General features: G+C 62.7%; 10 protein-coding genes and 1 pseudogene. 3 read left to right on the forward strand and 8 right to left on the reverse strand.

The window, feature by feature from the left end; genetic code table 11:
• Positions 1-41: 41 nt before the first annotated feature.
• The 4 genes from PFZ56_RS09650 to antA form a co-directional block, all read right to left on the reverse strand.
• Positions 42-1,442, reverse strand: a complete 1,401-nt coding sequence (locus tag PFZ56_RS09650) for an amino acid permease (protein WP_170004358.1) — start codon at positions 1,440-1,442, stop codon at positions 42-44.
• Positions 1,443-1,521: 79 nt separating this feature from the next.
• Positions 1,522-2,544 (reverse strand): anthranilate 1,2-dioxygenase electron transfer component AntC, encoded by a 1,023-nt coding sequence (antC, locus tag PFZ56_RS09655; protein WP_170004356.1) that lies wholly within the window; start codon positions 2,542-2,544, stop codon positions 1,522-1,524.
• 18 nt (positions 2,545-2,562) lie between these two features.
• Positions 2,563-3,054, reverse strand: a complete 492-nt coding sequence (gene antB, locus PFZ56_RS09660) for an anthranilate 1,2-dioxygenase small subunit (protein WP_047301590.1) — start codon at positions 3,052-3,054, stop codon at positions 2,563-2,565.
• Between the two features lie 2 nt (positions 3,055-3,056).
• Positions 3,057-4,445: an anthranilate 1,2-dioxygenase large subunit gene (gene antA / locus PFZ56_RS09665; RefSeq protein ID WP_110595949.1), complete on the reverse strand. Its 1,389-nt coding sequence runs from the start codon at positions 4,443-4,445 to the stop codon at positions 3,057-3,059.
• Between the two features lie 348 nt (positions 4,446-4,793).
• On the opposite strand from antA, the gene PFZ56_RS09670 reads away from it, so the two are divergent.
• Positions 4,794-5,807 carry an AraC family transcriptional regulator gene (locus PFZ56_RS09670; protein ID WP_123393800.1) on the forward strand — a complete coding sequence of 338 codons (1,014 nt, stop codon included), beginning with the start codon at positions 4,794-4,796 and terminating at the stop codon, positions 5,805-5,807.
• 6 nt (positions 5,808-5,813) lie between these two features.
• Here the strand turns inward: PFZ56_RS09670 and PFZ56_RS09675 are convergent, their stop codons facing one another.
• A complete protein-coding gene (locus tag PFZ56_RS09675; protein WP_102878281.1) occupies positions 5,814-6,287 on the reverse strand; it encodes an Lrp/AsnC family transcriptional regulator in 474 nt (157 codons plus the stop codon).
• Positions 6,288-6,475: 188 nt separating this feature from the next.
• Here PFZ56_RS09675 and kynU point away from each other — a divergent pair, with 188 nt between their 5' ends.
• Both kynU and PFZ56_RS09685 read left to right on the forward strand, forming a co-directional pair.
• Positions 6,476-7,726, forward strand: a complete 1,251-nt coding sequence (gene kynU, locus PFZ56_RS09680) for a kynureninase (RefSeq protein WP_102878282.1) — start codon at positions 6,476-6,478, stop codon at positions 7,724-7,726.
• Positions 7,727-7,836: 110 nt separating this feature from the next.
• Positions 7,837-9,250 (forward strand): annotated as a pseudogene (locus PFZ56_RS09685) (amino acid permease); the annotation flags it as partial.
• A gap of 525 nt (positions 9,251-9,775) precedes the next feature.
• Here the strand turns inward: PFZ56_RS09685 and PFZ56_RS09690 are convergent.
• The 3 genes from PFZ56_RS09690 to PFZ56_RS09700 form a co-directional block, all read right to left on the reverse strand.
• Positions 9,776-10,147 carry a MerR family transcriptional regulator gene (locus PFZ56_RS09690; RefSeq protein WP_102878285.1) on the reverse strand — a complete coding sequence of 124 codons (372 nt, stop codon included), beginning with the start codon at positions 10,145-10,147 and terminating at the stop codon, positions 9,776-9,778.
• A gap of 62 nt (positions 10,148-10,209) precedes the next feature.
• Entirely contained in the window at positions 10,210-10,785 is a 576-nt protein-coding gene (locus PFZ56_RS09695; protein ID WP_102878286.1) for an NAD(P)H-dependent oxidoreductase, read from the reverse strand.
• 56 nt (positions 10,786-10,841) lie between these two features.
• Positions 10,842-11,723, reverse strand: coding sequence for a LysR substrate-binding domain-containing protein (locus tag PFZ56_RS09700; RefSeq protein ID WP_110595955.1), 882 nt, complete (start codon positions 11,721-11,723; stop codon positions 10,842-10,844).
• Positions 11,724-11,738 lie beyond the last annotated feature (15 nt).

Here is an 11,738-nt window from a genome sequence, read left to right on the forward strand (position 1 = left end):
CTTGATCCCGGCCGGGCTTTCGGGTGTTGCAACCTTGAGCCTTAGTGCAGGGCGGGCTGTCCGGCCTTGCGTGCATGACTCAGGCGGTAGAAGCCCCAAATCACCAGGACCCACACCGGAATCGCATACACCGAGGCGCGGATGCCCGGGATCATCCACATCACGCCGATGATCATCAGCATGAACGCCAGGCACAGGTAGTTGCTCAGTGGCGACCAGAACGCCCTGAACGACGGCACCACGCCTTGCTCGGCCATGGCCTTGCGAAAGCGCAGGTGGGTCAGGCTGATCAGCGCCCAGTTGATCATCAGTGCAGCCACCACCAGGGCGAACAACAGCTCCAGCGCTTCGTGGGGCGCCAGGTAGTTGACCAGTACGCAGAGCAGCGTGATCAGCGCGGAAATGCCCAGGGCCAGAATCGGCACGCCCTGCTTGTTGAGCTTCATCAGCGCTTTGGGCGCGTCGCCCTGTTCGGCCAGGCCATAGAGCATGCGGCTGTTGCAGTACACACCGCTGTTGTACACCGACAGTGCTGCGGTCAGGACCACGAAGTTGAGGATCTGCGCCGCCGCATCACTGCCGATCAGCGAGAAGATCTTCACGAAAGGGCTGCTGCTGTAGGCGTCGCCGCCGGCGTTGAGGCTCACCAGCAGTTCATCCCACGGATACAGCGACAGCAGCACGGCCAGGGCGCCGACGTAGAAGATCAGCACCCGGTACACCACCTGATTGATGGCCTTGGGAATCACTTTACGCGGCTCGGCGGCTTCGGCAGCGGTGATGCCCACCAGTTCCAGGCCGCCGAAAGAGAACATGATGAATGCCATGGCCATCAGCAGGCCGGTGCCGCCGTTGGGGAAGAAACCGCCGTGGGACCAGAGGTTGCTCACCGACGCCTGGCTGCCACCGCTGCCGCTGAACAGCATGTAGCAACCGAGGACGATCATGCCGACGATGGCCACCACCTTGATGATGGCGAACCAGAACTCGGCCTCACCGAAGAACTTCACGTTCATCATGTTGATCAGGTTGACCAGCACGAAGAACACCGCCGCACTGACCCAGGTGGGGATTTCCGGCCACCAGAACTGCACGTACTTGCCCACCGCGGTGAGCTCGGCCATGCCCACCAGGACATACAGCACCCAGTAGTTCCAGCCGGCGAGAAAGCCGAAGTAGCCGCCCCAGTACTTGTGGGCGAAGTGGCTGAAAGAGCCGGCCACCGGCTCTTCGACGATCATTTCCCCCAACTGGCGCATGATCAGGAAGGCAATGAACCCGGCAATCGCATAGCCGAGGATCATCGAAGGTCCGGCGGACTTGAGCACCCCGGCCGAGCCGAGGAAGAGTCCGGTGCCGATCGCCCCGCCCAGGGCGATCAACTGAATATGGCGATTCTTCAAGCCACGCTTGAGTTCACCTTGTTGCAAGGTTTGATCCACTAATGTGCGCTCTCTTCTAGTTGTTATCAGGACCGATCCCGTGGTGAACGGGACCGATCGCGGCTCAATGCTGACGGGATCAGATATTACTCTCGGTAAACCGCTCGTAATACAGCTGAACGCGGTTAAGTTGCTGTTCTTGCAGCCAGGTTCGAATCGAATCGACCATCGGTGGCGGTCCGCAAACGTACAGGTCGCTGTCTTGGTCGCGCAGTTCGCTGCTGTCCAAGTGCTCGGTGATGTAGCCGCGCTTGCCCGACCAATCCGGGTCGGCGTCGCTGATCACCGGGGTGAAGCGAAACCCTTGCAGGCGCTCGCCCAGCGCCTGGATACGCTCCAGTTCGCACAGATCGGCACTCTGGCGCACGCCGTAGTACAGGTGCACCGGTTGCTGGCAGCCCTGCTCGACGATCTGTTCGAGCATCGCCAGCAGCGCCGACAGCCCGGTGCCGCCGGCCACCAGCAGCAGCGGCCGGCTGATCTGGCGCAGATAGAAAGCCCCCAGCGGCGCCTCCATTTCGATGCTGTCGCCCACCAGGCAACGCTCGCGGATGTAGTTGCTCATCACCCCGTCGGGCAGCAGGCGGATCAGGAACTGCAACTGGTTGTCCGCTCCCGGCCGGTTGGCGAAGGAGTAGGCCCGGCTGCTGTCGGTGCCGGGAACTTGCAGGCGTGCGTACTGGCCGGGGAGAAACTCCAGCGGTGCCTCGCTGCTACCCAGGTCCAGGTGCAGGATGGCGGTGCTGTCCGAGACTTGGCGCACGTCGATCACCGAGCCGGTGCGTCGCACCGGATCGGCGTTGTGGCACAGGCTGGAATCGAAGTCGAAATAGAACGCCGCATCGGACTGCACCCGGGTCTGGCAGGTGAGCATCTTGCGTTGCTCCAGGTCCTGGGGCGATAGGGCTTCCTCGTCCACATAGTCCTGGCTGTACTGGCCCGACTCGCAACGGCCCTGGCAGGTGCCGCAGACGCCTTCGCGGCAGTCCAGGGGGATCTTGATGCCGTTGCGCAGGGCAGCGTCGAGCAATATTTCATTGGCCTTGACCGGGAAGAACAGGGTCTTGCCGTCGGCAAAGCTGAACGCGACCTTGTGCGTCATGAAGAGATGTCCGTCGAGTCAGAGGTGGTAGAAATCGAGCACCGAGTTGATCGTGTCGTTGAGCAGCAGCACGTGCTTGCGCTGGATCAGCCAGCTGTCGCCATGGGGCTTGAGGTCGTAGGTGGCGTGACCGTAGAAGTCCTCGGAGGTGGCCAGGCGATAGAACAGCGTGTGCCAGTTCAGGCGCACCTGCAGCAGCCCGTTGTCGCCCTCGGCGATGCGCAGGTTGCTGACCATGTGCAGGGTGCGCGGCATGGGAATGGTCGAGGCCGCCTTGCCGGTGCGCAGGCGGAACACCCGGTCTTCCAGCCCCGAACGGTTGGCGTAGTAGATCAGCGACATCTCGCGTTTCGGGTCCCGGGTGTAGACGTGTTCCGAGTCCCATTGCGGCAGGTGGAACTCGCTGTCCACGGCGAACAGCTGCAGGTAGGCGTCCCAGTCCTGGGCGTCGCACAGTTCGCACTTGCGATAGAAGAATTGCTCGATCTGGTACTGCAATTGCGCATTCATGTTCATACCTCACGCAGTTTCAGGGACTGGCGCTGCAGGCCGTCGAGGAGGAATTTCTGCCAGTTGCGGTGCTGGTTGACATACAGCCCTTCATGGGTGATTTCGGTACCGGTCATGGCCGGCTGGATGCCCAGGTTCTCGCTGTTGGCGGTGGGGCCGGTGGCCCAGCGGTGATGGCCGCGCGAGACATCGCTCCAGCGCTCCAGGCGCCCCTGGAAGCCGCGCTGGGCCTCGCGAAACTCCACCAGGTCGTCCGGCGTGCCCATGCCCGAGACGTTGAAGAAATCCTCGAACTGGCGGATGCGGTTTTCCCGGTCGGCGTCGCTCTCGCCCTTGACCCCGATGCACTGGCTGATGATCTCGGTCTTGTTCCAGGCGATGGGGCGGATGATCCGCAGCTGGGAGCTGATCTGGTCGAGGAAGAACAGGCTGGGGTAGATGTTCAGGTTGCGCAGGCGGTGCATCATCCACTCGGCCTTGGCCTGGCCGTGCTCTTCCACCAGGCGCGGCATGATGCTGGCGTAGCCGGAACGCACCGCCGGGTTGGGCATTTCGCTGAACAGCACGCTGTGGCCGTTGTTGAAGGCGAACCAGCCGTCGTCGGTGCTGGCGTCGCCGGCGCCGAGCTTGCTGTAGTCCAGGGTGGCGCTGCTGCCGGTGCCGTTGTCAGCGTTGACCTGCTGACGGTGCTGCACCGTGGCCACGTAGTTGTAGTGCACGGTGCTGACGTGATAACCGTCCAGGCCGTTCTCGTTCTGCAGCTTCCAGTTGCCGTCGTAGGTGTAGGCGGACTTGCCCGGCAGTACTTCCAGCTCACCGTTGGGGGACTGGGCGACCATCATGTCGAAGAAGATCCGCGCGTCGCCCAGGAAGTCTTCCAGGCTGTTGTCGGCGGCCACGTCCAGGCTGATGAAGACAAAGCCCTTGTAGCTGTCGATGCGGGCCTTTTTAAGGCCGCGGGTGGCCTTGTCGAAGCCTTCGTCGTATTCCCCCGGCGCCTTGACCTTCACCAGGCGCCCGTCGCTCTTGTAGCACCAGGCGTGGAACGGGCAGGTGAAGGTCGACTGGTTGCCCTTGCCCACCCGAGTCAGGGTGGTGCCGCGGTGTTGGCAGGCGTTGATCAGGGCATTGAGTCGGCCCTCGCCATCGCGGGTGATGATCATCGGCTGGCGCCCGGCGCGCATGGTGATGAAGTCGTGGTTGTTGGGCAGTTCGCTTTCGTGACAGGCGTAGATCCAGTTTTTCTCGAAGATCAGTTCCATCTCCAGATCGAACAGCTCGGGCTCGGTGAACATCTCCCGGGCGATACGGAACACTCCGTCCGCGGGGCGGAAGTCCAGGCAGCCGTGGATGAAGTCTTGCCACTGCTCGACGCTTCTTGCACCACTCATGAGTCGGTACCTTTTTTATTCAGGTCAATCGGGTGCAGTCATTAGAGAGAGTGCGGGGCGCCGGTGGCTATCCGCTTAGTCGGCCAAGGCCATCCATAAAATTGCCTGGGTAGTTGTGACCCAGCTGCGACCCACCTTTGAGCGGATCGGCGATCGACAGCTGCACCACGGGGCGCCGATGGGCTACTGTGGGCCCGGCCAGAGAGGACGATGGGGGCGGGTTATCCACTTAGTGGGCGATTGCTATCCACTGGGTTGGCAGCGTTGCCGGCTGGCGCAAAACTTGCCCTGTCACACAAGACGCGCCGTCAGAGCGCGCTGAATAATAATTGCCGTGGGTGCGCCGTGATGAATAGCAAGGCTGATGGGCTGTTTCGCGAGATTCGTATCGATCGCTATGACCTTGAAGGGGCCAGGAGCTGGATGGCGGGTATCTGTGGGCCGCACCGCCTGGAAACCGCTAACCCCGAACGCATTCGTTTCCACCACAGTGCCAACGTCCTCAGGTCACGCGCTACGACCCTGGGCATCATCGAATACGGCACCGACGTGGTCGTCGATATCGAAGACACCGAGCGCTTCAGCAGCTACAGCCTGAGCCTGCCCCTGTGCGGCGAGCAGGAGCTGAGCAAGGACGGTCGCCTGCTGCGTTCGGACCCTGACCAGGGGGTGATCATTGCCCCCAACGAAAGCCAGGTGCTGGCCATCTCCGGCGACTGCCGCAAGTTGCAGGTGGTGATTTCCCGGCCGGCCATGAGCGAAGCCCTGGAGGCATTGCTGCAACGCCCGGTCGAGCAGCCGCTGCGCTTCGAGCCTGCCATGGACGCACGGCAGGGCGCCGCCGCGGCCTGGTGGCGCATGGCGCATCACTTCATTGGCGAACTGGCCCAGGGCAACGAACTTTACGAGCAACTGGCCTTCACCCGGGAGATCGAGAGCTCCCTGATCAAGGGGCTGATCCTGGCCCAACCCAACAACTACTCCGCGGAGCTGCAGGCGATGCTCGGGGTCAAGCTGCCGCATTATCTGGTGCGGGCCCGCCAGTACCTGCACGAGCATGCCCGAGAGGCGGTACACCTGGAGGACCTGGAAGCCGCCGCCGGTGTTTCACGCTTCAAGCTGTTCGAGGCCTTTCGCAAGTACTTTGCCCTGTCGCCCATGGCCTACCTCAAGCGACATCGACTCAATGGCGTGCGCCAGGACATTCTCGAACACGGCGCGGCGCGCAATATTTCCGAGATTGCCCTGGCCTGGGGCTTTACCCACCTGGGGCGGTTTTCCGCGGAGTACCGCAAGCTGTTCGACGAGGCGCCGAGCGCCACAGTCCAGCGCCACCAGGCGCGGCGCCCGGTGGGGTTCTAGGACGGACTACTTGCGCAGCACCAGATCCAGCAGGCCGTCCTGTTCCTTGATCTTCTGCAGGACGATTTCCGAGCGGATGTCGGTAACCCCGGACGCGCGGTTCAGGTGATTGACGATGAAATCCGAGAAGTGCTTGAGGTTGCGCGCCCGGATGCGCAGCACGTAGTTGCTGGCGCCGGTGATCACGTAGGCGGCTACCACTTCCGGCCATTGCTGGACCTTGCTGATAAAGGTCTCGTGCCAGCCTTCCACGTCCTGGCGCAGGGACACATGGACGATGGCTTCCAACTCGATCCCCAGGCGCTCGGCGTTGAGCTGGGCGCGATAGCCGCTGATGATCCCGTCGCCTTCGAGCATGCGCAGGCGGCGCAGGCAGGCGGAGGGTGAAAGGGCGACTTTCTCTGCCAGTTCCTGATTGCTGATACGCCCATCCTGTTGCAGGAAGTGCAGGATGCGCAGGTCGGTGGAGTCGAGGGTCATGGCTGGCATAAATCCGCGTTTTTTATTGAAGGATTAGAATTTTATTCGAGATTAGTACGATAACGCGCTGCACTTTGCACGAAAATTCTCTGCGGCTTCGTCCATTATTTCCTGGGTTTGCGGGTCGCCCAGACCCCGTGCCCGGCCCGCGCCAGGCGTACATGACCTTGACCAAGACAGGACTTCCAATGATCGATAAAAACCACTGCCTGCGTCTCGATGAACAGGACCCACTGGCGCCGCTGCGCCAACAGTTCGCCTTGCCCGAGGGCGTGATCTACCTCGATGGCAACTCCCTGGGTGCTCGCCCTGTGGCCGCCTTGGAACGGGCCCGGCAAGTGATCGAGCAGGAGTGGGGCGATGGCCTGATCCGCAGCTGGAACAGCGCCGGCTGGCGTGACCTGTCCCAGCGCCTGGGGGACCGTCTGGCCCCGTTGATCGGCGCTGGCAGCGGCGAAGTGGTGATCACCGACACCACCACCATCAACCTGTTCAAGGTGCTCAGCGCGGCCTTGCGAGTGCAGGCCGAACGCGCCCCCGAACGGCGGGTGATCGTTTCCGAAAGCAGCAACTTCCCTTCCGACCTGTACATCGCCGAGGGACTGACCCAGATGCTTGAGCAGGGCTATTCCCTGCGCCTGGTAGACAGCCCGGAACAACTGCCGGCGGCAATCGACCAGGACGTGGCGGTGGTGATGCTCACCCACGTCAACTACAAGACCGGCTACATGCACGACATGCAGGCCGTCACCGGACTGATCCACGAAGCCGGCGCCCTGAGCCTCTGGGACCTGGCCCACTCGGCCGGCGCGGTGCCGGTGGAGCTGAATCGCAGCGGCGCCGACTACGCCATCGGCTGCACCTACAAATACCTCAACGGCGGCCCGGGTTCGCAAGCCTTCGCCTGGGTTGCTCCTGCCCTGTGCAATCTGGTGACCCAGCCACTGTCCGGCTGGTTCGGCCATGCCCGGCAGTTCGACATGGCCACCCAGTACGAGCCCGCCAGCGGTATCGCCCGCTACCTGTGCGGCACCCAGCCGATCACTTCGCTGGCCATGGTCGAGTGCGGCCTGGAGGTCTTCGAACAGACCGACATGCAGAGCCTGCGGCGCAAGTCCCTGGCCCTGACCGACCTGTTCATCGAACTGGTGGAACAGCGTTGCGCCGGCCACGACCTGAAGCTGGTGACCCCACGCGATCACGCCAAGCGTGGCAGCCACGTGAGCTTCGAACACCCCGAAGGCTACGCGGTGATCCAGGCCCTGATTGCCCGTGGTGTGATCGGCGATTATCGCGAGCCACGGATCATGCGTTTCGGCTTCACCCCGCTCTACACCCGCTTCAGTGAGGTCTGGGAAGCGGTGCAGATTCTCGGTGAAATCCTCGATGAAAAAACCTGGGCCCAGGCGCAATTCCAGGTGCGTCACAGCGTGACCTGAGACGGTTTTATCCCTGGGTTGCCGCAGCCAGCGGCGACCCGGGCAAGCGGCACAAGGACGAGCTGCCCTATCGATTTATACGTGCACACAACAATAAAGAGGCACTCAAAGTGACCACCTCCAACAAGGGTTTCGAAGCGATTTCCAATCGCGAGCACGGCCTCAGGCGCCAGCTGACCGCCGGCCAGATGAGCATGATCGCCATCGGCGGGGCCATCGGCACCGGCCTGTTCATGGGCAGTGCCTATGCCATCGGCTATGCCGGCCCCAGCGTGCTGCTGAGCTACGCCATCGGTGCGCTGATCACCCTGATCCTCATGGGCTGCCTGGCGGAAATGACCGTGGCCCATTCCACCTCCGGTTCCTTCGGCGCTTATGCCGAGTTCTACGTCAGCCCGCTGGCCGGTTTCCTGGTGCGCTACGCCTACTGGGCGGCCATCGTTCTGGCGGTGGGCGCCGAAGTCACGGCCATCGCCATGTACATGAAGTACTGGTTCGCCAACGTTCCGGAATGGGTGTGGATCATATCCTTCTCCAGCGTGCTGATCCTGCTCAACGCCATCAGCGTGAAGACCTTCGGCAACTTCGAATACTGGTTCTCCACCATCAAGATCGCCGCCATCGTCGGCTTCATCATCCTCGCGGTGTACGTGGTGTTCGGCTCCGGCAACCCGGATTACGGGCTGCACAACTACAGCGCCCACGGCGGCTTCTTTCCCAATGGCTTCGAAGGCATGTGGATCGCGGTGATCGTGTCGATCTTCAGCTACCTGAGCGTGGAAATGATCGCTGTAGCGGCGGGAGAGGCCAAGGACCCGCAGCGCGCGGTGAAGCAGGCGTTTCGCGCCACCATCGTGCGCCTGGTGGTGTTCTACCTGCTGACCCTGGCCCTGATGCTGGCCATCGTGCCCTGGGTCCAGGCGGGCAAGGCCCAGAGCCCGTTCGTCACGGTGATGCAGACCATCGGCATTCCCGGGGCCACCGGGGTGATGAACTTCGTGATCCTGATCGCGGCCCTGTCGGCGATGAACAGCCAGCTCTACATCACCACGCGGATGATGTTCAGCCTGTCCCGCGCCGGCTTTGCGCCCAAGTCCATGGGCGCCCTGAGCAAGACCGGGATTCCGCTGAATGCCTTGTTGCTGTCCAGCTCCGGTATTGCCCTGGCCACCTTGATCAACGTGCTGTACCCGGAGAGCTCATTCGTCCTGATGATGGCGATCTCGATGTTCGGCGCGATCTTCACCTGGTTCATGATCTTCCTCACCCACTACTGCTTCCGCCGTTATCACCAGCGTCATGGTGAACAGCAACTGTCGTTCCGCATGCGCCTGTTTCCCTACAGCACCCTGCTGGGACTGGTGCTGATGGGGGCGGTGATGATCACCACCTTCTTCACCGAGGCGTTCAAGATGACCCTGGTGTTCGGCGTGCCCTTCCTGCTGTTACTGACCCTGGTCTACTACCTGTGCTTCCGTAAGCCCAGGACGGTCGCCGGACTGTCCGAGGTCTGAGGCCACGCCTCCCGGATTCTCCGGGCATCGCTGGTGCAGGTTGTGTATAGCGTGCGTAGTGAGCGACTAAGGAGGGTGGCGAGGTCTCGCCACCTTGCGAGGCTGGGTCTCCTGGGCCTTAGCGGCTTACAATGCGATCCGCCTGGGCGCAATCGCTGGGTGGTGGCAGTCATCCCCGACTTGAGTTGTGGTGAGTGTCGCGCTTGCGGCGAACGAGCCGACTTGAAAATCGAAAGCCTTCAAAGGTGCTGTGCATGACAAATTGGCAACGTGGTGACTTAGTCGAGCTGGACGGCCTTCTGGCGGTCGTGGTCGGCATTGAGGGGGACCCCAATGTCCCCGAGGAACACATCGCAGTTTGGTTTGGTGCCCCAAGTTGCCTCCGCAAGTCTAAGGGCGGAGCTGGTGGAGCGAGTCCGGAGGTCTGGACGGTGCCAGCGTACTTGTTCGTGCGAGCCGCTGAGCCTGATTGGCGTCACTGATTAATTGAATTTTCTATCGGAATGCACCTTTCCGCTCCTTTCTCAACGACCCGCTAGAGGCTGCCCAGGGGGCACTCTTCGCGAGCCTGTTGCAGGCTGGTCTCGAAGACTTCGAGCCGGCTCTGCAACTGCTGCAAGTCATCGATCTGTTGTTGCAGCTCGCGCCTCTTTTGCGCCAGGGCGGCCTGCGCGCGGTCCCAGGGAAAGGCCTGGCCCTGGTGCGTGGCGAACACCTGCTGTAATTCCTTGAGCTTGAACCCCAACTGCTGCGCGCATTTGATGAACATCAGTTGCTCGACGCTCTGGGCGTCATAGAGGCGGTAGCGACCCTGACGCGGAGCTTCGGGCAACAGGCCGATGGCTTCGTAGTGACGGATGCTCTTGACGGTGGTCCCGGACAGTTGCGCGGCTTGGCCGATGTACATGAAAACTCCTTGTTCAGTACCGGTTTCGGGCGGTGGACAGCGTTGCGCATTATCCGGTGGATTCACTGCCTGGCAAGGTACTGCGCCTGCATCAGCCAATCCGCCTTGCGTTCTTCGCTGGCGTCCAGCACCGGGCCAAAGGTCAGGGTGCGCAACGGCTTGATGCCGCAGAAGGCCAAGGTGGTGCGGCGCATCTGCTGCAAGCCGGGCATGCGATAGAACCAGCGGAAATACCAGGGCGGGGTGTCCATGGTCACCATCAGGTGGGCGGTGCGGCCCTTGAGCAGTTGCTCGGGAAAGGCCTTGCCGGGGCGGTACTTGAAGGCGAAGCCCGGCAGCAGCACACGGTCGAGAAAGCCCTTCATCAGGGCTGGAATCCCACCCCACCAGATGGGGAAGACCCAGGTCAGGTGCTCGGCCCAGAGGATGTCGGCCTGGGCCCGTTGCAGGTCTTCCTCCAGAGGCTGGATCTGCCGGTAGCCTTCGCGCAGCACCGGATCGAAGCGCAGGTCGCCGAGCCTGAGCTGGCGCACGTCATGCCCGGCTTCTTGCGCCGCCTTCACATAGCGCTCGCTCAATGCCGCGCACAGGCTGTTGCGCGAAGGGTGGCCGAGAATCACCAGGATGCGTTTGCTCATTGCCGTGGTCCTTGAGGGATAAACCCCAAGGCTAAAGTCTGCCCCTAAGGGGAGAGTCAAGGCGGCAGCAGTGCCGCGCACAAACCTTGGGCATACAGCGGCAGCGTTGCGAAGTCACGGGCGCACAACAGCAACCGGCGCCGGGCCCAGGCTTCGCTCAGCGGGCGGGACTGCAACGGCAGGTGACGGTTGCGCTCCAGGGCCGCCAGGGGCACCAGCGCCAGCCCAGCCCCACGGGCCACCATGCGCAGAAGGGCGTCGAAGCCTTCGGCGCGGATGCGCAATTGCATGCGTCGTCCCAGGTGCAGGGCCTGTTCCTCCAGATACACCGCCAGGGCGCTGTGGTTGGCCAGGCCAACGTAGTCGTGGGCCAGGGTGTCGTTGAAGCTGAGGTTGGGCTGCAGGCTCAGCGGGTGATCCTGGGGCATCACCAGGACCAGCGGATCATCACGGAAAGGCCGGCTCATCAGTCCCTGAATGTCCACCGCGTCGGAGACGATACCCAGGTCTGCCGCACCCTGGCGCAGGGCGTGGGTGATGCGCTGGCTGGGCAGTTCCTGCAGGTCGATGTCCACCTGGGGCTGGTTGTGCAGGAAGTCCGCCAGCAGCTCCGGCAGGTACTCGCTGAGGGCGGTGGTGTTGCACAGCAAGCGCACCTGGCCCTTGATTCCCTTGGCGTATTCGGCGAGGTCCTGTTGCAGGTGTTCGGCGTACAGCAACAGCGTCCGGGCATGTTGGGCCAGGGCCTTGCCGGCGGGCGTCGGGCGAATGCCGCGGCGCCCGCGTTCGAGGAACTCGATGCCCAGGGAGGCTTCCATGGCGCGGATTCGAGCGCTGGCGGCGGCCAGGGACAGATGGCTGCGAGCGGCCCCGGCGGTGATGTTGCCGGCGTCGAGAATGTTCAGGTACAGCCGCAGGTCGATCAGGTCGAAGTGCATGGGGCATTCCTCGGG

It is taken from the genome of Pseudomonas danubii (assembly GCF_042980055.1).
Taxonomy (GTDB): domain Bacteria; phylum Pseudomonadota; class Gammaproteobacteria; order Pseudomonadales; family Pseudomonadaceae; genus Aquipseudomonas; species Aquipseudomonas danubii.

Coding starts and splice junctions, on each gene's coding strand:
- antC (WP_170004356.1), bottom strand. CDS start 2,544: ATGACGCACAAGGTCGCGTTCAGCTTTGCCGACGGCAAGACCCTGTTC.
- antB (WP_047301590.1), bottom strand. CDS start 3,054: ATGAATGCGCAATTGCAGTACCAGATCGAGCAATTCTTCTATCGCAAG.
- antA (WP_110595949.1), bottom strand. CDS start 4,445: ATGAGTGGTGCAAGAAGCGTCGAGCAGTGGCAAGACTTCATCCACGGC.
- PFZ56_RS09670 (WP_123393800.1), top strand. CDS start 4,794: ATGAATAGCAAGGCTGATGGGCTGTTTCGCGAGATTCGTATCGATCGC.
- PFZ56_RS09675 (WP_102878281.1), bottom strand. CDS start 6,287: ATGACCCTCGACTCCACCGACCTGCGCATCCTGCACTTCCTGCAACAG.
- kynU (WP_102878282.1), top strand. CDS start 6,476: ATGATCGATAAAAACCACTGCCTGCGTCTCGATGAACAGGACCCACTG.
- PFZ56_RS09690 (WP_102878285.1), bottom strand. CDS start 10,147: ATGTACATCGGCCAAGCCGCGCAACTGTCCGGGACCACCGTCAAGAGC.
- PFZ56_RS09695 (WP_102878286.1), bottom strand. CDS start 10,785: ATGAGCAAACGCATCCTGGTGATTCTCGGCCACCCTTCGCGCAACAGC.
- PFZ56_RS09700 (WP_110595955.1), bottom strand. CDS start 11,723: ATGCACTTCGACCTGATCGACCTGCGGCTGTACCTGAACATTCTCGAC.